This is a genomic window from Mycobacterium sp., assembly GCF_052143115.1.
Classification (GTDB): domain Bacteria; phylum Actinomycetota; class Actinomycetes; order Mycobacteriales; family Mycobacteriaceae; genus Mycobacterium.
This window is the reverse complement of record NZ_JBKQTQ010000281.1, coordinates 1-19850: the sequence shown is the minus strand read 5'-3', so window position 1 is coordinate 19850 and position 19850 is coordinate 1. Positions and strand designations below refer to the sequence as shown.

The 19850-nt window shown below is 66.3% G+C and carries 23 protein-coding genes and 1 pseudogene; 4 read left to right on the top strand and 20 right to left on the bottom strand.

Annotated features, from left to right (window positions below; genetic code table 11):
• Positions 1-37: 37 nt before the first annotated feature.
• On the top strand, positions 38-295 hold the full coding sequence (locus tag ACLQI9_RS27310) for a DUF2631 domain-containing protein (protein ID WP_442382536.1): 258 nt from the start codon (positions 38-40) through the stop codon (positions 293-295).
• 6 nt (positions 296-301) lie between these two features.
• On the opposite strand, the gene ACLQI9_RS27305 is transcribed toward ACLQI9_RS27310, so the two are convergent.
• From ACLQI9_RS27305 to pyrH, 8 genes are all read right to left on the bottom strand, one after another.
• The gene (locus tag ACLQI9_RS27305) at positions 302-1114 is read right to left on the bottom strand and encodes a DUF4097 family beta strand repeat-containing protein (protein ID WP_442382535.1); all 813 of its coding nucleotides are present in this window, start codon (positions 1112-1114) and stop codon (positions 302-304) included.
• Positions 1115-1148: 34 nt separating this feature from the next.
• The gene (locus tag ACLQI9_RS27300) at positions 1149-1628 is read right to left on the bottom strand and encodes a histidine kinase (protein WP_442382534.1); all 480 of its coding nucleotides are present in this window, start codon (positions 1626-1628) and stop codon (positions 1149-1151) included.
• Between the two features lie 38 nt (positions 1629-1666).
• Positions 1667-2542, bottom strand: a complete 876-nt coding sequence (locus ACLQI9_RS27295; RefSeq protein WP_442382533.1) for a cytochrome c biogenesis CcdA family protein — start codon at positions 2540-2542, stop codon at positions 1667-1669.
• A gap of 7 nt (positions 2543-2549) precedes the next feature.
• Positions 2550-3059, bottom strand: a complete 510-nt coding sequence (locus tag ACLQI9_RS27290) for a protein disulfide oxidoreductase (protein ID WP_442382532.1) — start codon at positions 3057-3059, stop codon at positions 2550-2552.
• A 57-nt stretch (positions 3060-3116) separates the two neighbouring features.
• Complete coding sequence (rlmN, locus tag ACLQI9_RS27285) at positions 3117-4217, bottom strand: 23S rRNA (adenine(2503)-C(2))-methyltransferase RlmN (protein WP_442382531.1); 1101 nt, start codon at positions 4215-4217, stop codon at positions 3117-3119.
• A 41-nt stretch (positions 4218-4258) separates the two neighbouring features.
• On the bottom strand, positions 4259-5173 hold the full coding sequence (locus ACLQI9_RS27280) for a phosphatidate cytidylyltransferase (RefSeq protein ID WP_442382530.1): 915 nt from the start codon (positions 5171-5173) through the stop codon (positions 4259-4261).
• A 23-nt stretch (positions 5174-5196) separates the two neighbouring features.
• Positions 5197-5754 (bottom strand): ribosome recycling factor, encoded by a 558-nt coding sequence (gene frr / locus ACLQI9_RS27275; RefSeq protein WP_442382529.1) that lies wholly within the window; start codon positions 5752-5754, stop codon positions 5197-5199.
• A 67-nt stretch (positions 5755-5821) separates the two neighbouring features.
• A complete protein-coding gene (gene pyrH, locus ACLQI9_RS27270; protein ID WP_442382528.1) occupies positions 5822-6613 on the bottom strand; it encodes a UMP kinase in 792 nt (263 codons plus the stop codon).
• Between the two features lie 457 nt (positions 6614-7070).
• Between pyrH and mbp1 the strand changes: the two genes are divergently transcribed.
• The gene (gene mbp1, locus ACLQI9_RS27265; RefSeq protein ID WP_442382527.1) at positions 7071-7316 is read left to right on the top strand and encodes a microaggregate-binding protein 1; all 246 of its coding nucleotides are present in this window, start codon (positions 7071-7073) and stop codon (positions 7314-7316) included.
• 60 nt (positions 7317-7376) lie between these two features.
• Here mbp1 and ACLQI9_RS27260 read toward each other — a convergent pair whose 3' ends face one another.
• The 5 genes from ACLQI9_RS27260 to ACLQI9_RS27240 form a co-directional block, all read right to left on the bottom strand.
• Positions 7377-8312, bottom strand: a complete 936-nt coding sequence (locus ACLQI9_RS27260) for a lysophospholipid acyltransferase family protein (RefSeq protein WP_442382526.1) — start codon at positions 8310-8312, stop codon at positions 7377-7379.
• A gap of 369 nt (positions 8313-8681) precedes the next feature.
• The gene (locus tag ACLQI9_RS27255) at positions 8682-9476 is read right to left on the bottom strand and encodes an STAS domain-containing protein (protein WP_442382525.1); all 795 of its coding nucleotides are present in this window, start codon (positions 9474-9476) and stop codon (positions 8682-8684) included.
• Positions 9477-9782: 306 nt separating this feature from the next.
• Entirely contained in the window at positions 9783-10163 is a 381-nt protein-coding gene (locus ACLQI9_RS27250; RefSeq protein ID WP_442382524.1) for a DUF732 domain-containing protein, read from the bottom strand.
• A gap of 557 nt (positions 10164-10720) precedes the next feature.
• Positions 10721-11014, bottom strand: coding sequence for a hypothetical protein (locus ACLQI9_RS27245; protein ID WP_442382523.1), 294 nt, complete (start codon positions 11012-11014; stop codon positions 10721-10723).
• Between the two features lie 110 nt (positions 11015-11124).
• A complete protein-coding gene (locus ACLQI9_RS27240) occupies positions 11125-11817 on the bottom strand; it encodes a class I SAM-dependent methyltransferase (protein ID WP_442382522.1) in 693 nt (230 codons plus the stop codon).
• A gap of 45 nt (positions 11818-11862) precedes the next feature.
• Here ACLQI9_RS27240 and ACLQI9_RS27235 point away from each other — a divergent pair, with 45 nt between their 5' ends.
• Positions 11863-12282 carry a MarR family winged helix-turn-helix transcriptional regulator gene (locus tag ACLQI9_RS27235; RefSeq protein WP_442382521.1) on the top strand — a complete coding sequence of 140 codons (420 nt, stop codon included), beginning with the start codon at positions 11863-11865 and terminating at the stop codon, positions 12280-12282.
• 44 nt (positions 12283-12326) lie between these two features.
• On the opposite strand, the gene ACLQI9_RS27230 is transcribed toward ACLQI9_RS27235, so the two are convergent.
• Genes ACLQI9_RS27230 through rpsB form a run of 3 tightly spaced genes read right to left on the bottom strand, consistent with a single transcriptional unit; the run spans position 12327 to position 15440 of the window.
• Positions 12327-13748 (bottom strand): amidase, encoded by a 1422-nt coding sequence (locus ACLQI9_RS27230; protein ID WP_442382520.1) that lies wholly within the window; start codon positions 13746-13748, stop codon positions 12327-12329.
• 11 nt (positions 13749-13759) lie between these two features.
• Complete coding sequence (gene tsf / locus ACLQI9_RS27225; RefSeq protein ID WP_442382519.1) at positions 13760-14587, bottom strand: translation elongation factor Ts; 828 nt, start codon at positions 14585-14587, stop codon at positions 13760-13762.
• A 1-nt stretch (position 14588) separates the two neighbouring features.
• A complete protein-coding gene (rpsB, locus tag ACLQI9_RS27220) occupies positions 14589-15440 on the bottom strand; it encodes a 30S ribosomal protein S2 (protein ID WP_442382518.1) in 852 nt (283 codons plus the stop codon).
• A gap of 296 nt (positions 15441-15736) precedes the next feature.
• Here rpsB and ACLQI9_RS27215 point away from each other — a divergent pair.
• Positions 15737-16180, top strand: a pseudogene (locus tag ACLQI9_RS27215) (M23 family metallopeptidase); the annotation flags it as partial.
• Between the two features lie 22 nt (positions 16181-16202).
• Here ACLQI9_RS27215 and ACLQI9_RS27210 read toward each other — a convergent pair.
• The 4 genes from ACLQI9_RS27210 to ACLQI9_RS27195 all read right to left on the bottom strand — a co-directional run.
• A complete protein-coding gene (locus ACLQI9_RS27210) occupies positions 16203-17105 on the bottom strand; it encodes a tyrosine recombinase XerC (RefSeq protein WP_442382517.1) in 903 nt (300 codons plus the stop codon).
• A 32-nt stretch (positions 17106-17137) separates the two neighbouring features.
• On the bottom strand, positions 17138-18298 hold the full coding sequence (locus ACLQI9_RS27205; protein ID WP_442382516.1) for an alpha-hydroxy-acid oxidizing protein: 1161 nt from the start codon (positions 18296-18298) through the stop codon (positions 17138-17140).
• A 40-nt stretch (positions 18299-18338) separates the two neighbouring features.
• On the bottom strand, positions 18339-19193 hold the full coding sequence (locus ACLQI9_RS27200) for a siderophore-interacting protein (protein ID WP_442382515.1): 855 nt from the start codon (positions 19191-19193) through the stop codon (positions 18339-18341).
• Positions 19194-19264: 71 nt separating this feature from the next.
• A partial coding sequence (locus ACLQI9_RS27195) for a 2'-5' RNA ligase family protein (protein ID WP_442382514.1) occupies positions 19265-19850 on the bottom strand: 586 nt, incomplete at its 5' end.

Below are 19850 nucleotides of genomic sequence, written 5' to 3'. Positions count from 1 at the left end.
AGAATGTCGGGGCATCCCAATCGTCCGAGGAGTCGCGGTGGCCAGTACCGAGGTGGAGCGCTACAGCAGCGGGGTCGACGTCGCCGATGTGCCGTCAGCGCACTGGGGCTGGAGCAAAATCAACCACCGCAACTGGCGCATCGTCGGGCTGTGCATCGTCGGCCTTTTGCTGGCGATGCTGGACGGCAATCACGTCGGCCACATCGAGAACTTGTATGTGATCGGCTTCGCGGCCGTAGTTCTCTTCTTCGTCGTGCGTGACTGGTGGGGCCGCCGACGCGGCTGGCTCAGGTAGGGCAGCTCAGCCGGGCGTACTGTGCGTCGCAACCGCCCGGTGGGTGTCGATGTCTCCGGAGCCGGTGCGCACCTGAATGAGCAGTGTGTCGTCGCCCTCGGCCGGTCCATCGGCGGACTCGAGCAGGTTGGTGACCGCGCCTGAGCCGGTGATCAAGTCCAACCGGGCGGCGGTGCCTTGGGCGACCCCGACCCCGACCTCACCGCTGCTGGTGAACGCCGAGATCGCGCCCCGTACCGCCGTCGCGACGGTCACCGATCCCGATGCTGTCTGCGCACGCAGATCGCCGCACAGTCGCGCGACGCTGAGGTCACCGCTGGCCGCCTTGAACACCAGATCTCCGTCGAGTTCACCGATCGCCGCGGTGCCGGATGCCGTCGCAACCGACCCGTTTCCGGCGACCGCTGCTACGGCGATCGACCCGGAAGCGGTGGCCGCCTTGAGGTTTCCCTCGACGTGGTCGACGTCGACGTCGCCGCTGGCCGAGGAAACCCGACAGTCGGCGAATGCGCCCTCGGCGCGCACGTCGGCCGAAGCGACCGACACTTTCAATCCGGACCCCGACGGCAGCGCGATGTCGATGTCGACTGCGCCGCCCCGGAAGAGCGCGAAGCCGCGCCGCGCCGCAGACACCGTCAGCTTGCCGTTGGAGCACTCCACCCGGGTCTGCTCGGCTGCTCGCACGTCGGCGGCACGGGACTCGTCGTGGGCGCGCACCTCCACGACGGTGTCGTCGCGGTCCGTCGCGACGAGCCGGACGGAACCGGCGGCGGCCTCGACGCGCACCGCGAGGGGCTCAGGGGTGTCGAAAGTGGGCATTGGGTTTCTCCTTCGATCGGGGTGGCGAGCGATATCAGCGCACCCAGCCGGTTACTTGCCGGGCGCTGCCGAGGGTGGCCCGGCCGGCTTTGGACTGGACCGCCGCCGCGACCGCCCGGACCAGCCAGGCGTTCAGCGACGACCCGTCGTGGCGCGTCGCGGCCTCAACCGCGGCCCGCAAACTCTCCGGGAGTCGCAGGGTGATTCGCCAGGTGCCGCCGTCTTCGTCGCCGAATGCGACGTCGAACGGCTGCTGCCCCACCGGCTCGTCGAGCGGCGCGCTGACCACGAACTCGGGATCGCGGCCGCGCAGCCGGACCTCCACCGAACGTGGAGCGAGCTCGCTGGTGATCTCTTCGACGCCGGCCGAGAGCGCTTCCAGCAGGGCCAGGCGGATCGCCGACTCTAATGGCGCGCTGAGCCGATCGGCCAGTGCTTGCGCCTCAGCGCCGGCAGCGGCGGCGGCCAGGTTCAACTCGTGGCGTACCGCTTCCACGTACGGCTGCAAATCCATGGTGTCATGGTGACATCATTTTGATGTCATCACAAGCATCAGTGTGGTGCGCGACTGCTGCGACGCGCCCGTCGATAACCCGCGGCGGCCAACGCGCCGACCATGAGCACGCCCAACGTCAGGGCCCACGGCCACCCACCGTGCCGGTACACCCACCCGGCCACCGCTCCTTGGACGTGACCGGCCACGGCGATCAACGCATCGGAGGGGTTTCCCTGGCCGGTACGGATGCGGATCTCGTAGAGGCCGTAATAGCCCACATACAGCCCGACGAGCACCAGCAGCGCTCCGCTGATCCGGTTGACGTAGGGCAGGATTCGCCGCAGGCGATTCACCACCGCCGTGCTCGCTGCCGCGGCGGCGACCGCCAGCACGCCAACGACCAGGGTGAGGCCCGCGATATAGGCGAGATAGATCGATGCGTCGCCGATCACCGAGCCGCGGCGCAGGCCGGCGGCGGTGACCGCCAAAAACGGGCCGATGGTGCACGACAGCGAGGCGATCGCGTAGCTCACGCCGTAGCCGTACATGGAACCGAGCCGAGCCGTCGGAGCCCATCGTCCACCCGGATGCCTGGGCGTCAACAACGTCAGCTCTCGGCCCGTCAGCAACCAAATCCCCAGGGCGACAAGCACAATGCCAATCACCACGGTCAGGTACGGCACATACCGCTGCACGATGGTACCCGCCGATATGGTGAGCGCTCCGAACAACCCGAATACCGTCAAAAACCCCAGCCCCATGCCGGCGGTTGCCGCCAGCGCCCGACCGACCGCAGCCAATCCCGTCGACGTGTCGGCTCTCTCCCCGCGTACCACTAGAATGAGGTAGGCGGGCAGCATGGCAAAACCGCATGGATTCAGCGCCGCTACCAATCCGGCGGTGAACGCCAAGCTGACCAGGCCCTGATCCACTTTCAGGCTAGGACGTCAGCGCGGCAACCCGGCCGGAGAGCTCCTGCTGAGACATCGCCGAGGTGGGGTTGTTCACGAACGTGGACGTGCCGTCGGCCCGATAGAACACGTAGGCCGGCTGCCACGGCACGTTGTAGCGGGCCCAGATGGACCCGTCGGCGTCGTTGAGATTGGTGAAATTCAAGTTGTACTTCGACACGAAGTTCTGCATCGCGCCAACGTCAGAGTGGGCCGCGACCCCGACGAAGGTGACCGACGGATTGGCGGCGGCCACCTGGCTCATACTGGGACCTTCGGCGTTGCAGAACGGGCACCAGGGCGTCCAGAACCACAGCACGGCCGGCTTGCCCTGCAGACTCGCGCCATTGAACGGCGCACCGGACAGTGTGGTCCCGGTGAACTGCAGACGATCGTCGGCTGCCAGCGCCCGTGGTGCAGTGAGCAGCCCGAAAGCCATGGCTGCGGAGACTGCAACGAACGCCAGCCTCGCGATCGCACTCATGAGCCGAATTTTCATCTGCTGACCTCCTGTTTTGGAATGACATAGGGATGACGTGATCACACCCGGTCCGGTTCAAGGGCGGCGCCCTGCGCCGTCGGCGGCGAGCTGGCCACACGCGGCGGCGATCTCGCGACCGCGGGTGTCCCGAACCGTGCAGGGCACGCCGCTGGCGCGGATCCGCCGGACGAACTCGCGCTGCGCGGGCTTCGGGCTGGCGTCCCAGTCGCTGCCGGGCGTGGGGTTCAGCGGAATGACGTTCACATGCACCAGCGGACCCAGTGCGCGATGCAGCCGCTTGCCCAGCAAGTCTGCGCGCCACGGTTGATCGTTGATGTCACGAATCAGGGCATACTCCACCGAAACTCGCCGACCGGTCACGTCGGCGTAGTAGCGGGCGGCATCGAGCGCTTCGTCGATCTTCCACCGGTTGTTGACCGGCACCAGCGTGTCACGCAGCTCGTCGTCAGGGGCATGCAGCGACAGCGCTAGCGTCACGCCGAGCCGCTCGTCGGCGAGTTTGCGGATTGCCGGGGCCAGCCCGACCGTCGACACCGTCACCGATCGGGCCGAGATTCCGAAACCGGATGGTGAAGTGATGCCACGCACCGCCGCCAGCACCCTGGCGTAGTTGGCCAGCGGCTCCCCCATCCCCATGAACACCACGTTGGACAGCCGGTCTCCCCAGTCGTCCCGTAGCGCCACCGCCGCGGCGCGCACCTGTTCGACGATCTCGGCGGTCGACAGGTTTCGGGTCAGACCGCCCTGCCCGGTGGCGCAGAACGGGCACGCCATGCCGCACCCCGCCTGCGAGGAAATGCACACCGTGTTGCGCTGCGGGTAGCGCATCAGCACCGACTCGAAGGTGGTGCCGTCGGCCGCCCGCCACAGCGTCTTGCGGGTCTGGCCGGCGTCGCAGGCAACATCCCGGGTGGCAGTCAGCAGCTGCGGGAACAGGGCTTCGGCCACCTGACCGCGGATCGCAGCCGGCAGGTCGGTCATCTGCTGCGGGTCGGCGATCAGCCGACCGTAGTACTGGTGGGCGAGTTGTTTGGCGCGAAACCGCGGCAGGCCGAGCGCCGCGACGGCGTCGACACGTTCGGCCTCATCAAGGTCGGCCAGATGCCGTGGCGGCAGCCGTCGGCGCGGCGCCTCGAATACCAGCTGTTGCTTCATCCCACGACCAGTATCCGTCCTCGCCGGGGTTGCAGCGGCGGTCAGGGCACCAGCGTCAGGACGATCCAGGTCGCCACCGCCGACGGTAAGGCTCCATCCAGTCGGTCCATCAGGCCGCCGTGGCCGGGCAGAATCCGGCCCATGTCCTTGATCCCAAGGTCACGCTTGATTTGCGATTCCACCAAGTCGCCGAGGGTGGCAGTGGCTACCAGCGTGAAGCCCAGCAGCACCCCGACCCAGATTGGTTTGTGCGCCAGCAGGATCGCCGTCAGAGCGGTCGCGGTGACCCCGAACAACAGCGAACCGGCCAGTCCCTCCCACGATTTATTCGGGCTGATCGCCGGGACCATCGGATGCTTTCCGAACAGCACGCCCACCACGTAGCCGCCGACGTCCGAGCAAACCACCCCAATCATCAGGCTGAACACTCGCCCAGATCCGTCGGGGGGATAGACCAGCAGCACACCGAACGCGGCGAACAACGGCACCCAGGCGGCCAGGAAGACTGTGGCCGCGACATCCCGCAGGTAGTTCGTCGACGACGAATCGGCGCCGTCAGAGCCGTGCGATGCGGGCTTGCCTTTCAACGCCAACCGCCAGAACATGCAGACCACTGCGGTGGCCCCGAAGCCGATGAGCGCACCGCGTGGCCCATATGGCCAGGTCAGCCATATGGTGAGCTGGCCGCCGACCAACAGCGGGATGACGGGGATGACGAAGTCGGCCTCACGCAGCCGCCGCACCACCTCATGGGTGGCCACGGCGACGGCAGCGGCGACCAGCCCGACCCACAGGTATCGATCGAATATCAAGATCGCGATGATCGTGCAGCCGATGGCCCCGCCGACGGCGATCGCAGCCGGCAGGTTTCGGCCGGCCCGCGACTTCTTCTTCCCCGACGGCTCTTGCACCGAACCCTTGGCCGGGATGTCTGCGCCGGTATCAGTTTCTGCCACGGACGTCGTTAGCTGAGCGGCCGCTAGACCTCCAGCAGCTCGCCTTCTTTGTGCTTGACCAGGTCATCGATCTGGGTCACGTACTGGTGCGTGGTCTTGTCCAGGTCCTTCTCCGCGCGCGCGACCTCGTCCTCGCCGGCCTCGCCCTCCTTGCGGATGCGGTGCAGTTCCTCCATCGCCTTGCGGCGGATGTTGCGCACCGAGACCCTGGCGTCTTCGCCCTTGGCTTTGGCTTGCTTGACGAGTTCGCGACGACGTTCCTCGGTCAGCTGGGGTACCGCAACCCGGATCAGTGTGCCGTCGTTGGTCGGATTCACCCCTAGTTCGGAGTTGCGAATCGCCGTCTCGATGGCCCCGAGCTGGCTCGCCTCGTACGGCTTGATCACGACCAGGCGCGCTTCCGGGACATTGATGCTGGCCAGCTGGGTGATCGGGGTAGTTGAACCGTAGTAGTCGATCACGATGCGGGAGAACATGCCCGGGTTGGCGCGGCCGGTCCTGATGGTCGATAGGTCGTCACGGCTCACCGAGACGGCCTTCTCCATCTTCTCTTCGGCATCGAAGAGGGTTTCGTCAATCATGGCGCCGCTCCTTCTCATCGCTGCGCTCTGCATCGTCGCTGGCGCGCATCTAACGCCGCTCCTCCCGTTAGGTAGTGACCAGCGTTCCGATCTTCTCACCCGCAACCGCGCGAGCAATATTGCCATCGATAAGCAGGTTGAACACCAGAATCGGCATGCCATTGTCCATACACAAACTGAATGCGGTGGCATCGGCCACCCGCAGCCCTCGTTCGATGACTTCCCGGTGGGTGATAGCGGTGAGCAGCTCGGCCGACGGATTCACTCGCGGGTCCTCTGCGAACACGCCGTCGACCGCCTTGGCCATCAGGACAACGTCGGCGCCGATCTCCAATGCCCGCTGTGCGGCTGTGGTGTCCGTCGAGAAGTACGGCAGCCCCATGCCGGCACCGAAGATCACCACACGTCCCTTCTCCAGGTGGCGCCGGGCCCGCAGCGGAATGTACGGCTCGGCGACCTGGCCCATCGTGATCGCGGTCTGAACCCGGGTGACGATGCCCTCTTTTTCTAGGAAGTCTTGCAACGCAAGGCTATTCATGACGGTACCGAGCATCCCCATATAGTCTGATCGGCTGCGCTCCATCCCGCGTTGCTGAAGCTGTGCGCCACGGAAGAAGTTGCCACCGCCGATGACGACCGCGACCTGCACGCCGGTGCGGACCACCTCGGCGATCTGGCGGGCGACCAGCGACACCACATCGGGATCCAGTCCGACCTGTCCGCCGCCGAACATCTCGCCGCCGAGTTTGAGCAGTACTCGGGCGTACTTGGGCTGCGTCGCGGGGTTGCCGGCGGGATATTGGTTGTCCGGTGGAAACGCGTCGGCGCCGTTGGTGCTCGTCGGCTCCTGCTCCTTCATCAGACTCCTCGCATGGGCGGGCGCCATCCAGCTATCCCCCACGACAGCACACTCCATCCTGCCTTATTGCCAGGCTGCGCGTCCCGAGAGTGGACTGGATTGCGCATTGTTTGTCTCGCAACGGCGTTGGGCGGTAACTGCGCGCCCCCGACGACAATTCCGTTAGCTGGCGGAATCCATCGCCTGCGAGGCCGTGTTAGGCGTCACAGCCACCGCATTCAGCCGTCCTACCTGCGCCGAAAACCTCACCGCGGCGAGTCGCATGCGGGTCGCCGCGAGCAGGGGTTTGAGCGCCGCGCCCCATGGGAATTCCGACCACGCGGCGCGAAATGGCGCGAAATGGCATAGCGCAAAAAGCCAACACCAGAAGCGTTTTTCGCCGCGCCCAAAACCGGTCCAGCCAACGGCCGGTGGTCGAGCAAGTTAGCTCGATATGAGCAAACGAGGAGGGGACTCCATGTCGGACGACAAGAAGAAGAGTGGGCCGCAGGAAGCTGTGAAGGGCGTCGTCGAGGGCGCCAAGGGCCTGGCCAAAGAGGCCGTCGGTAGCGTGCTTGGTAACAAAGATCTCGAGCACGAGGGCGAGGCCCAGCAGGACAAGGCGCAAGCGCAGCGTGACGCCGCCAAGAAGGAAGCAGAGGCAGAAGCGGCTCGTGCCGGTGCCGCGGCCGCGGAAAAGCGCCAGCAGGCCCACCAGAAGTAGACCATCCATCAGACGTCTGGGCCCGGTCCGTGACGGACCGGGCCCGTCGTTTGTGCGGGCCTAACCGAATAGTGGCAATGCCCGTTTGCGGGCCAGCGCGTCCATCCCGCGCTGAATGCTGTGCTCCACTTCGTGGTACTTGCGGCCGACATACTCGTCGTCGTCAGCGCGAGTGGGGTCGTGATCGAGCTGGACTGCGGGCATGAATCGAGTCCTGATCTTCGCCGGCAGCGGCAACTGCGGCAGGGCGGCAGGGGCAATTCCCCAGGGCAGCGAGATGGCGAGCGGAAACACCTTGAGCCGCAGCAACCGATCCAGTCGCAAAGCCCGCGAAAGCCTGTCACCGCGAATCAGCACCGGCATGGCGTCGGCGCCTCCCACGGTCGCGATCGGCACGATCGGTACTCCGGCGCGAATCGCCATCTTCACGAATCCTTTTCGTCCGGCCAGGTTTGCCTGGTCGCGCTCAGTCCACGGCCGCAGCGAGTCCACCTCGCCGCCGGGCCAGAGCGCCACGTCGCGACCTTCGGCCAGCGCGGTCGCGATGGCGTCCGGCGCCGCGGGTAATACGCCCATCGACCGGAAGTACCGGCCGAACCCCGGAATGGCCATCAATGCGTCATGCGCCGTGCCGTGCAGTGGACGCTCCTGGCCGAACCGTCGCCACCATTGCAGACCGACAGTCCAGGCATCCCAGACAAACGGGGCGCCGGAGTGGATGCCGACCAGCAAGGCCGGCGGATCTCCAACGTTTTCCCAGCCGTCGATCTCCATTCGAAACCAATAGTCCACCAGCAGGTTCCAGAAGAACTTCTGACGCTGCAAGGTGGTCTCATCGAAGCCGCTGAGATCCCATTTGCCGGCACGCTCAGCTACCCAGCCGCTCAGGCCGCCCTCTTGCTCCTCACGCTTGTCCTCCATTGCGGCTCGCGCGCGATCCGCCTGACGGCGTGCCTGCGCCCGCACATTCGCAGATCGATGGTCGTTAGAACTCATACTGGCTCCAATTGGGCAGGGTACGAAGCGGTTTCGACCGCTGACACGCCCTCCCCGCGTCAAGAACCCTGACGGGGAGGTCGTTCGAGAGGCTCTCCGAATAACCACGGGCGGTTACCGCATGTCATTTCCAATACCCACCCCCGCCGGCCTCAAACACCACTGCCTACAGTTGCGAGTGGCAGGCGAACACGCTGACGCCTGCGTGGCATTTTTCGCCCACCGATAAACGGCGACAAACACGGCGACGCGCGCCCGTAAAAACCGCAGCCGCCGAAGGCGCCGACCGGTTAGGCGCGCCCCCAAAAGTGGGGTGACCCAGATGGTCCTAGCGCTGGCCTGGCGGCCGAGCAATCGTGACAAACATTCTCAGAAGCGGTTTTCCGGGCCGACCACGGCCCATACCGTGGCGCCGGCCGCGCTGGTGTACGTGCCCCACACCCGACAGTTGGCCGCGACGAGGTCAAGGCCCGAGACGTTCTCATCTGCGGACTCACGGGCCGTAGGTGTCATTTCGACGTGTTGTACCGCCACCGCCACCGTGGACCCGTCGGTTTCCATTCGAAGCGACAACGTGCTGTTGGTATCCGCAACGGCCATTTCAAGCAGTTCGGTAGCGACGATCGAAACCGCATGGATGAAGTCGACTCTCGACCACGCCGTCAACCACTGAGCAACTAGCTGCCGGCATCGGTGAATGCTGGTCTTCGTCGCCGGCAATTCGGCGCGGACGCGGCGCCGATACCGGCGCAGTCCGTCGGCGGGCACCTCAGTGATTGCGCACTCAAGTGTTGGGAACACGGGCACATACCGCGTTATGCCGTTTCGGTGCAAAGTATTCTGGACATGATCACGGGCGCATACCAGGCCTATCGGGATATCAGGCCATTCGGCGATCTGCCAACGCGCGCTGGTGAACACGGCCCACGCCGGATCGTCTCGGACGGTGAGGCCGTTTACGTCGACGATGACCCCAAGAGGTTCATCCAACGCCGTTTTGACGATGGCGTCGCGGAGCGGAACGTATGTTGTGCCGTCGAGCAGACCGTCGAGGGTGAGCACTCGGGCGTCCGCGACCGTAGAGCCGATGATGCGGAGCTCGCTGCGCTGGCCGGCCAGGATCCACTCTTCATCCCAAGGCTGCCGCAGCGCCGGACAACTCATCGTTCCACCCGACCAAAACTCAGCTCGAACCTGCCGGTAGCCCCGAAGCTAAGCTACCTAATGACAACCGGGGTTGCCACCGCGGCTGGATAAATTATTTCAGCATTTGGGTGGATCGTACTTCGTACGGCCTGACGGACCTACCCTCGGACCGCCTTCGCCACCCGGTCAGCATGCCCCGCCATACGTCAGTTGTTTGCTGCGGTCGGCGACTACCGGTGTCGCGTGTGGTCCGACGGTTGCCAGTCGGCGACGAGCAAACCGCTCTGCGCTCGCGTCAAATCCGGCCGGCGGCGCGATCACACCTCAGGGCGCTGCGGGAAGCTCGCCTTGATGGCTTGGGCAGTAGACGTCCACTGATGCGATGACGAATCTGACCGCGGTCCTTCTCACACGAGCGGGATAAAGGTGTAAAGCCGGATTGTCCCCATACGCACTGTTCATCTCATCGTTGACTACGGTCTGCACCGAAGCGCCGCCATCGAGTTCGCTACAAATTTGATGGGCGCGGTAGACGATCCCAGGCACGTTATCGATGGCGGGAATCTGTTCTTGTTCGAGCAACGCCAGAAACTGCTGATCCTGAGCCGGGTCGGCACCTGCTGCGCCACCGCAAATAACCGCGGCGGTCAGCACTACCGAAGCGCTAACCAGAGCGTCTGCGAGGCGGGTGATGCCGGTGCGCACGGCAGGATTTCCATTTCTTCTGTGTCACCTGCTCGACATCTCAGTGAATCGACACCAAGCGGCAACAGTGGAGGCGTCTGGCGCCTGCAATGATGGATATCGTAACTGGTTATAGCCGTGAATCACCACTGGGCTTTCGCGCAAACCCGCAGATTAGGGGCGCGGCGCGACGGCATGTAGGCGTATGACCGCATCGAAGCAGAACGGCATAGCGCCGTCGAAGTTGATGGCTACGCGTAGGCGGCGAATACCCGCTGAGTGTGCGGTGATCACCGCCTTAATGAGCACCGCATCGAGCGTGGTGGGTGCGGCACCGTTGCCTGTGACGACGTGGCTCCGATCGGAGCGGGCTCATCTCGCGGTGAGCGAGCCGATGCACCAGATCACTGCGGGCATGCAAAACGGAGCCGCCTGCGCAAACGATTTGTGGAAGCTACCACCGACATCAAACGTGATCGCCGCACCGGCGGCGTGGCATCAATCGGCGCCCGATGAGGCTTTCGCGGCGGGACACAACGGACAGGGCCGGCCGGAATCCGGCGAACACGGCACGGTGCTCACGGCAATGATCTGGCCAGCCCCCATGGGGGACGTGACGCCTCAGCCACAGATCCCGGCACCGACGGTGAAGCCGGTCGCGCCGCCTGTCGAAGCACCGCCACCTCCAGCAGAACAGCCGCCGCCTCCGCCACGACAACGGCAGAGACCCCCACCACAACAGGAGGCGCCCCCAGCACCACAGGAGGCACCCCCAGCACCACAGGAGGCACCCCCACCGCCACAGGAGGCACCTGCGCCAGAACCGGAGGCACCCGCACCACCACAGGAGACACCTCCTCCACCACCATCACAGGCGATACCTCCTTCCCCGCCTCCGGGGCGGGGCCATGTCCAGCTCGCACCGTGAGGCAAGGAACTGGCTCAAGCAGCAGCTGAGCCCGAACCGCCCACCGCTTGCCGCTCAGGCCAGGTGCGCGGACAGCAGCCAGGCCGATACGGACTTACGTCCATTGCCCTCGTCGCGCAGGTCCACAGCCGGAAACTCGGCGACTCTGTCGTCGGGCACGTTGGCATGAATTCTGGCCGGTCGGATCTCGTCGATGACCCAATACTGCGACACCACATCGCGCAACTCATCTTCAGTGACCGCGTTGGGCGGGCCCTCGGGCATGCCCGCCCGATCGAAGACCAGCACGAAGTAGGACGCGCCAGGCGCGGCAGCGCGAACGATCGACCGCTGGTACCCGGCGCGCAGCTCGACGGGCATCGAGTGAAACAGCGTGCTGTCCACGATCGTGTCGAACCGGCCTTCGGAACCGGTCGGATAGCCGGTGAAGTCAGTGATGTCGGCCACCTCGAACGAGGCGTTGGTCAATCCATGATTAGCCGCCTCGACCCTTGCCAACTCGATCGCGGTGGGCGAGGCATCCAGCCCGACGGTGTTGTGCCCCAACGCCGCCAGGTGCAGTGACAGCGCCGCCTCACCGCAGCCGGCGTCCAGCACGTCGCCCTTGATTTTGCCCTGGTCGATGAGCGCCGAGATCTCCGGTTGCGGCTCACCGAGACTCCATGGCGGTCGGCCTTCCCCGAACTGAGGAGCCTCGCCGCGGTAGGCCGGATCGAAATCGAAATCGAACTTCTGCGTTTCAGTCATACCCGAGATATATCAACTCGACTGATATATGTCAAGATGGTTGATATGAGCACGACACAAGACGCGCCACTTGGATACCTGCTACATCAGGTGGTCGCCGCGCTGCGACCGGAGGTGGCCGCGGTGCTGAGTCCGCTAAGTCTGACGCTGCCCGAATTCGTCTGCATGCGAATGCTTTCCATGAGTCCCGGGATGTCCAGCGCGGAACTGTCCCGGCAGGGCAATGTCACACCGCAGGCGATGAACACGGTGTTGCACCGGTTAGAAAACGCACACATAGTGGCCAGGCCCGCATCGGTGCCGTCCGGTCGTGCGCTGCCGGCCACGCTGACCGGAGCGGGCCGGACGTTGTTGAAGCGTGCCGAGGCTGCCGTGCGGGAGGCCGACGCCCGCGTCCTCGGCAAGCTGTCCGCAGCCGATCAGCGCGAGTTCAAACGGATGTTGGCAGCGCTGGGATCTGACTGACCCCGATGGTCCGGCTCCTCAGCAGGCCGCCCCGGCCTGCATCGTCACCGGACGTCCTGGATGCGGGCCCACGGCCGGGCCTCTTCCAGTTCGTAAGCCAATTCCAGTAACCGGACTTCCTGGCCCACGGCAGCGGAGATCATCATGCCCACCGGCAGCCCGTTGGCGGATTCGGCCAGCGGCAACGAGATCGCAGGCTCCCCGGTCACGTTCTGCAGCGGCGTGAACGCCACCCAGTCTTCCAGCCGGCCGATGATCTGCTGGTAGTCGGCGGTGGGGTCGAGGTAACCGATCGGCGGCGTCTCGTCGGCCAGCGTCGGGGTCAGCACCGCGTCATAGGTTCGGGCGAAGCGTGCGGTCTGCCGGCGCGCGCCCCGCAGACGGATAATCGCCAACGGCAGACCGTGCATATTGCGGCGGGCGTGCCGGTCCAGGCCCAGGGTCAGGTTGTCCAGCCGGGTGCGGTCGAACCCGTCGCCGAGCGCGTGCTGGTTGAGGTGGATCTGACCGGTTGCCAGCAGCCCCCAATACAGCAGGAAATCGTCGGCGAAGCTGGACGACACCGGCGGCCGTTCCACGTGGTCGACGCGGTGGCCGAGTTCTTCGAGTAGCGCGGCGGATTTCAGCGTGAGCTCCCGCAGTTCGGCACTGCACTCCCGCAGCGGCGAGCGGGTGATGACTGCTATCCTCAGCCGCTGCTTGCCGGGGTGCTGCACGTCCCCGATCGGCGGCAGCTTCGGTGGGCGCCAGATGCGTTCGGCTTCGCGGTAAAAGGCCGCGGTGTCACGCACCGATCGGGTGAGCACGCCGTTGGCGACGAGGCGAATCGGCATCCGGCTGACTTCCTTGTCCAGCGGCAGCCGGCCGCGAGACGGCTTCAACCCGACAAGTCCGTTGCAGGACGCCGGAATTCGGATCGAGCCGCCGCCGTCGTTAGCGTGTGCGATCGGTACCGCACCGGCGGCGACAAAGGCGCCGGATCCCGACGACGACGCGCCTGCGGTGTGGTCGGTGTCCCACGGGTTGCGGACCGGTCCGAGTCGCGGGTGTTCGGCCGATGCGCTGAATCCGTACTCCGACATTTGCGTTTTGCCCAGCGACGTCATCCCGGTGGCCAGGTACAGCCGCGCGAAGTCGCTGTCGAACTCAGCCGGCCGCGGTGCCCAGGCGTCGGTGCCCCGCATCGTCGGCAGCCCGGCGACGTCGACGTTGTCCTTGACGAAGGTGGGTACGCCGCTGAAAAAGCCAGTGCCGGCCGGTGCCGGCGGCTCAGCCGCTTCGGCGCGGGCTCGGTCGAATGCGCGATACGCCAAGCCGTTCACGGCCGCGTTGACGGCTTCGGTGCGCGCGATCGCCGCCTCGACGACCTCGGCCCGGTCTACCCGACCGGACTTGATGGCATCGACCAGGCCGACCGCGTCGAGCTCGCCGAGTGCATCGTCGCCGAACGCGTGTACGTGTCGCATCTCCGCTGATGCTACTGCTGGCCGACCTCGAACCGGACGAACCGCGTGACGGTGACGCAGGCCTCGTCGAGCAGCGCCTTGACCGTCTTCTTGTTGTCGGACACCGACGGTTGCTCGAGCAACACGACATCTTTGAAGAACCCGTTCAGCCGGCCCTCGACGATCTTGGGCAGCGCCTGTTCGGGTTTGCCTTCCGCGCGCGAGGTCTCCTCGGCGATCCGCCGTTCGCTGGCCACCACGTCGTCGGGCACGTCCTCGCGGCTCAGATAGCGGGCTTTGAGCGCGGCGATCTGCAGCGCGGCTCTGTGCGCGGCCTCTTTTTCAGCGGCGGTTCCGCCGCCCGAGTATTCCACCAGCACACCGACGGCCGGCGGCAGGTCCGCCGAGCGCTTGTGCAAGTAGGTTTCGACGGTGCCGTCGAGGAATGCGACCCGGCGCAGCTCGAGCTTCTCCCCGATCTTGGCCGACAGCTCGGCGATTGCCTGTTCGACGGTTTTGCCACCGGTGGTCACCGCTTTGAGCGCATCGACATCGGCCGCTTTGGCCGCCGCGGCAGCGCTCACCACCTCATCGGCGAGCTTTTGAAACGCCGCGTTCTTGGCGACGAAGTCGGTCTCGCAGTTCAGCTCGATCAGCGCGCCGTCCTTGGCGGCGACCAAACCCTCGGCGGTGGCCCGCTCGGCGCGCTTGCCGACATCCTTGGCGCCCTTGATCCGCAGCGCCTCGACGGCCTTGTCGAAGTCGCCGTCGGTTTCGGCCAGTGCGTTCTTGCAGTCGAGCATGCCGGCGCCGGTCAGCTCGCGAAGCCGCTTGACGTCGGCAGCGGTGTAGTTGGCCATATCAGCCTTCCGTGGAGGTTGATTCGGTTTGGGTTTCGGCGGGCGCCGCGGCTGCGGTCGGCTCGGCGACCGGCGCTGCCGTGGCCGAGGCCAGCAGCTCTTGCTCCCACTCGGCTAGCGGTTCGGCGGCTTCTGCTTCGGGCTTACCGTCGCCGCGGCCAAGACCGGCACGCGCCTGCAGGCCCTCGGCCACCGCCGAGGCGATCACCTTGGTCAGCAGGGCCGCCGAGCGGATCGCGTCGTCGTTGCCCGGAATCGGGTAGTCGACGAGATCGGGGTCGCAGTTGGTGTCGAGGATCGCGATCACCGGGATGCCCAGCTTGCGCGCCTCACCGACGGCGATGTGCTCCTTGTTGGTGTCGACGATCCAGACCGCGGATGGCACCTTCGCCATGTCGCGGATACCGCCCAGGCTGCGCTCTAGTTTGTTCTTCTCGCGGGTCAGCATCAAGATTTCCTTCTTGGTGCGGCCCTCGAACCCGCCGGTCTGCTCCATCGCCTCGAGCTCCTTGAGGCGCTGCAGGCGCTTGTGCACCGTGGAGAAGTTGGTGAGCATGCCGCCCAGCCAGCGCTGGTTGACATACGGCATGCCGACGCGGGTGGCCTCGGCGGCGACGGACTCCTGCGCCTGCTTCTTGGTACCGACAAACAACACCGAGCCGCCATGGGCGACGGTCTCTTTGACGAATTCGTACGCCTTGTCGATGAAGGTCAGCGTCTGCTGCAGATCGATGATGTAGATGCCATTGCGGTCGGTGAAGATGAACCGCTTCATCTTGGGATTCCAGCGACGGGTCTGATGCCCGAAGTGGGTGCCGCTGTCGAGCAGCTGCTTCATGGTTACGACGGCCATGCTTATGCCTTTGTGTGTCGGTTGTCGCCCGGCGTCGGGTGAAGCCGGGCCCTGGCGGCTGCTGCGATGCCGGACCCGTTGTGGAACGGGACCGCCCGGCATGCGGTGCGAACTCCTAGTGGAACGGGAGACGCGGTGCAGACGCGCGAAGTCAGTCCGTTGATACGGGCTGCGGGGAGCAGTTTACACGGTCTCAGCAGGTGCTTTATCCACAGTGCTGGCTGGCTGCATCACCGGTGCCGCGGTGAACTGGGGATATGCGATGGGCGACGGTGATCGTGGCCGCGGCGCTGATCTGGGCGTGCCCGGCCCGCGGTGACGATCCCCGCCTGGATTGGCCGCTGCGGCCCCACCCGGCGGTGGTGCGAAGCTTCGACGCCCCGGCGCCGGACTGGAACCGCGGCCACCGCGGTGTGGACCTGGCGGGTAGGCCTGGCCAACCGGTGTACGCCGCGGGCGCGGGGACGGTGGTGTACACGGGCATGCTGGCCGGCCGCCAGGTGGTGTCGTTGGCGCACCCGGGTGGTTTGCACACCAGCTACGAGCCGGTGCAGGCGTCCGTGCGGGTCGGACAGCCGCTGACCGCCGGGACGGTGATCGGCGAATTGTTGGCCGGCCATCCGGGTTGTCCGGTCGCGGCGTGTCTGCACTGGGGAGCGATGTGGGGGCCGGCCGCTCGTGCGGATTATGTCGATCCGCTGGGGTTGGTGGCGTCCACGCCGATCCGGCTCAAGCCGCTACACGGGTGATGTCGGGCGATGGTCAGGCCCGCGGATGGGCCCGGTCGTGCACCGCCCGCAACCGGGCAACCGTGACGTGGGTGTAGAGCTGGGTGGTGGCCAGGCTGGAATGGCCGAGCAGCTCCTGCACGACCCGTAGGTCAGCCCCGCCCTCGAGCAGGTGGGTGGCCGCGCTGTGTCGCAGCCCATGCGGCCCCATATCGGGTGCGCCGTCCACCGCGGCGACGGTCTGGTGCACAACTGTGCGGGCTTGTCGCACGTCCAGCCGTCGACCCCGCGCGCCCAGCAGCAGCGCCGGCCCGGACTCCGCGGTGACCAGCGCGGGACGCCCGTCGGCCAGCCATCGGCTCAACGCATCGGCGGCCGGTTCCCCGAACGGGGTGGTGCGCTGCTTGTCGCCCTTACCGAGCACGCGCAGCACCCGATGCCCGGTGTCGACGTCGTCGATGTCCAGGCCGCACAGCTCGCTGACTCGAATCCCGGTGGCGTACAACAACTCCACAATCAACCGGTCCCGCAGCGCCAGCGGATCACCTTGCTGGCAGCCGGATTTCGCGGCTGACATGGCGGCCAGGGCCTGGTCTTGTCGCAACACCGCCGGCAGGTTGCGACGCGTCTTCGGCACCTGCAGCCGAGTAGCCGGGTCTTCGCTCAATAGCCCCCGCCGCACCGCCCACGCGGTGAACGCCTTAACCGCCGACGTGCGGCGTGCCAACGTGGTGCGTGCCGCACCGGCGCCTGCCCCGGCGGCCAGCCACGACCGCAACGCCAGCAGGCTCAGGCCACGTAGGCCGGTCCCGGGCGCGCGTTCGTCCAGGAAGGCGAACAACGAGCGCAGGTCGCCCAGGTAAGCGCGACGGGTGTGCGCCGAGCGACCGCGCTGCAGGGCCAGAAAGTCGTCGAACTCGTCGAGGATCGCCTCCACTACCTCACGGTCGCAGACACCGACCGTCTGATTCAGCTGACGCGCCGCAATGTGTCGGGAGTGAGATCAGCCAGTGATGGATACCCGTCGACGGCCATGGTCAGATCGGCTTCGGCCAGCAGAGCGCGCAGCACGTGCACAATACCGTCGGCGCCGCCCAACGCCAGGCCGTAAGCATAGGGGCGCCCGATGCCCACCGCGGTCGCCCCGAGCGCGAGGGCCTTCACGATGTCGGCGCCGCTGCGGATCCCCGAGTCGAACAGCACCGGTAGCCCGTCAGCGGCGTCGACCACGCTCGGCAGGCAGTCCAGCGCGGGCAAGCCGCCGTTGGCCTGCCGGCCGCCGTGGTTGGAGCAGTAGATGCCGTCGACACCGCCGTCCCTGGCGCGCCGCGCATCGTCGGGGTGACAGATGCCCTTGACGAGCAGCGGCAGCTTGGTCAGCGAACGCAGCCACGGAAGGTCGTCCCACGTCAGCGGGTTGCCGAAGACCTGCGCCCAGCGCAGCACGGCGCCCTGCGGGTTCTCTTCGGGCGGTTGCGACAGGCTGGCACGGAATACCGGGTCGCTGGTGTAGTTGCTCAGGCAATGTCCGCGCAACTGGGGGAAGTTCGACGTGCTCAGGTCGCGCGGACGCCAACCGGTAACCCAGGTGTCGAGGGTGACGACGATGCCCTTGAAGCCGGCCGCTTCGGCGCGGTGCACCAGGCTGGCGGCCAGCTCACGGTCGGTCGGCGTGTACAGCTGGAAGAACCCGGGGGTCTGGCCAAACTCGGCAGCGACATCTTCCATCGGGTCGACGGTCAACGTCGAGGCGACCATCGGAACGCCGGTGCGGGCGGCCGCGCGGGCGGTGGCCAGGTCGCCGTGGCCGTCCTGGGCACACAACCCGATGACCCCGATGGGCGCCATGAACACCGGTGTGGGCAGCTTCATCCCGAACAGCTCGACGGACAGGTCGCGTTCCTTGGCGCCGACGAACATCCGCGGGATCAGTCCCCAACCCTGAAAAGCCTCGCAGTTGGCCCGCTGGGTGCGCTCGTCCCCAGCCCCGCCTGCGACGTATGACCACACCGACGGCGGTAGGGCCTTCGCGGCCTTGGCTTCCAGTTCCGCGAACACCATCGGCAGTGACGGCGCCACTCCCGCCAGACCCTGGAAGTAAATCTCGTTTTGATAGTCCCCGAATGCCATGCGATGAGCATGCCAGCCGGTGTTTTGGCTGACGAGCCCCCTAGTAAGCCCCGGCCCCGGCCTCAGCCTCAGCCAGTTCTCTCTTCCACTGCCGGAACGTCTCTTCGGTGCGACCGCGCCGCCAGTAACCCGAGATCGACGCCCACTTCGCATCCACTTCGCGGTCTTTGCGGATATACGGCCGAAGGTTGTGCATGACCACCTGCGCTTCGCCGTGCACGAAGGCGTGCACCTGCCCGGGAAGCCACGGGGCGGACTTGACCGCCTCGATCAACGGCGCGAAGTCGCCGGCCCGGTCCTCGCCGATCAGATCGGCTCGCCCGCCGCGATAAATCCAATCGATCCGGACACCCTGCGGTGCGGTCAGCGGGATTTCGTCTTCGGGCCCGGCGATCTCGATGAACGCCTGGCCAATTGCATTGGCGGGCAACGCTTCCAGCGCAACGCTGATGGCCGGCAGCGCGGTCTCGTCGCCGGCCAGCAAGTGCCAGTCGGCGGCCGGATCCGGGGCGTAGGCGCCACTAGGGCCCATCAGGTACACCGGCTGACCGGGCTCGGCCGTGGCGGCCCACAATCCGGCTGCGCCGTGCTCACCGTGCACGACGACGTCGATGGCGATCTCACGAGCGGCCGGGTCGGCACGACGCACCGTCAAGGTCCGCACCACCGGCTGCTCGGCCGGCGGCAGGTCGGCGAAACTGTCCAGCGTCAGCGGTTGGGGCAGGCTGGCCATATCGACGTCGTCGCCGACGAAAACCAGCTTGACGTAGGAGTCGGTGAACTTGCTGGGCGTGAAGGTGCCGAAGCCGCTGCCGCCGAGGACAACCCGAAACATGTGCGACGTGAGTTCTTCGCGGCGCACCACTTTGAGGGTGTGCACTGGTCGACCGGCCACGTGGTTCCTCCCCTTCACAGCTGACCCCGTCGACTATACGAGCCACCGCCATCACGGCGTTTTGGTGACTTTCAACGGCCGCGGTGTTGCTGTGCGTCGGACGTGGCCCTTCGGAGAGGAAACGACGCGGCGCGCTGCCATCGCCCGGTTACCAGTTCGTGCAGCAGGCTTACCGACGCCGCGGTGGCGCTGATGGGAAGGCCGGCTTGGACCGCAGTTTCGGCAGCCTTCATCTGCTCGGGTAGGCCACCATCTGCGATCGTCAGGTGCGGAACGGGTTCGCCGAACCGACCGCCGTAGGGCGGGTAATCAGTAAATGCTTCGCCGATGCGCCTGGTGAGACTTCTGAACGGGTCGAGCGGGTCCGGAGCCAGCCATAGCACCGTGTCGCCGAACCAGCCGGTCTCGATGAGGTTGTAGCTGAACGCATCGACCGCGGTCAGCAGCTCGCCGAGTCGATCGAGGATCGTGGTGCTGATAAGCGGCGGCGGAGCGAACGGAAAAAGCAGGGTGATATGGGCGGGGACGCCTAAAGCGGCGTGCGGGTCGAGGTCCATCCGCCACTGGCGGACAAGGGGTTCCGCTTCGGGTACCTCGACCAGCAAGGCGCTGCGCAGGTTCGGCTCGGCCATCACCACCATCCAGATCGCAGCGACA

Excerpts from the sequence above, each read along its gene's own strand:
- ACLQI9_RS27305 (WP_442382535.1), bottom strand. The coding sequence starts at position 1,114 with ATGCCCACTTTCGACACCCCTGAGCCCCTCGCGGTGCGCGTCGAGGCC.
- ACLQI9_RS27300 (WP_442382534.1), bottom strand. The coding sequence starts at position 1,628 with ATGGATTTGCAGCCGTACGTGGAAGCGGTACGCCACGAGTTGAACCTG.
- ACLQI9_RS27290 (WP_442382532.1), bottom strand. The coding sequence starts at position 3,059 with ATGAAAATTCGGCTCATGAGTGCGATCGCGAGGCTGGCGTTCGTTGCA.
- rlmN (WP_442382531.1), bottom strand. The coding sequence starts at position 4,217 with ATGAAGCAACAGCTGGTATTCGAGGCGCCGCGCCGACGGCTGCCGCCA.
- frr (WP_442382529.1), bottom strand. The coding sequence starts at position 5,754 with ATGATTGACGAAACCCTCTTCGATGCCGAAGAGAAGATGGAGAAGGCC.
- pyrH (WP_442382528.1), bottom strand. The coding sequence starts at position 6,613 with ATGAAGGAGCAGGAGCCGACGAGCACCAACGGCGCCGACGCGTTTCCA.
- mbp1 (WP_442382527.1), top strand. The coding sequence starts at position 7,071 with ATGTCGGACGACAAGAAGAAGAGTGGGCCGCAGGAAGCTGTGAAGGGC.
- ACLQI9_RS27260 (WP_442382526.1), bottom strand. The coding sequence starts at position 8,312 with ATGAGTTCTAACGACCATCGATCTGCGAATGTGCGGGCGCAGGCACGC.
- ACLQI9_RS27255 (WP_442382525.1), bottom strand. The coding sequence starts at position 9,476 with ATGAGTTGTCCGGCGCTGCGGCAGCCTTGGGATGAAGAGTGGATCCTG.
- ACLQI9_RS27240 (WP_442382522.1), bottom strand. The coding sequence starts at position 11,817 with ATGACTGAAACGCAGAAGTTCGATTTCGATTTCGATCCGGCCTACCGC.
- ACLQI9_RS27235 (WP_442382521.1), top strand. The coding sequence starts at position 11,863 with ATGAGCACGACACAAGACGCGCCACTTGGATACCTGCTACATCAGGTG.
- ACLQI9_RS27230 (WP_442382520.1), bottom strand. The coding sequence starts at position 13,748 with ATGCGACACGTACACGCGTTCGGCGACGATGCACTCGGCGAGCTCGAC.
- tsf (WP_442382519.1), bottom strand. The coding sequence starts at position 14,587 with ATGGCCAACTACACCGCTGCCGACGTCAAGCGGCTTCGCGAGCTGACC.
- rpsB (WP_442382518.1), bottom strand. The coding sequence starts at position 15,440 with ATGGCCGTCGTAACCATGAAGCAGCTGCTCGACAGCGGCACCCACTTC.
- ACLQI9_RS27205 (WP_442382516.1), bottom strand. The coding sequence starts at position 18,298 with ATGGCATTCGGGGACTATCAAAACGAGATTTACTTCCAGGGTCTGGCG.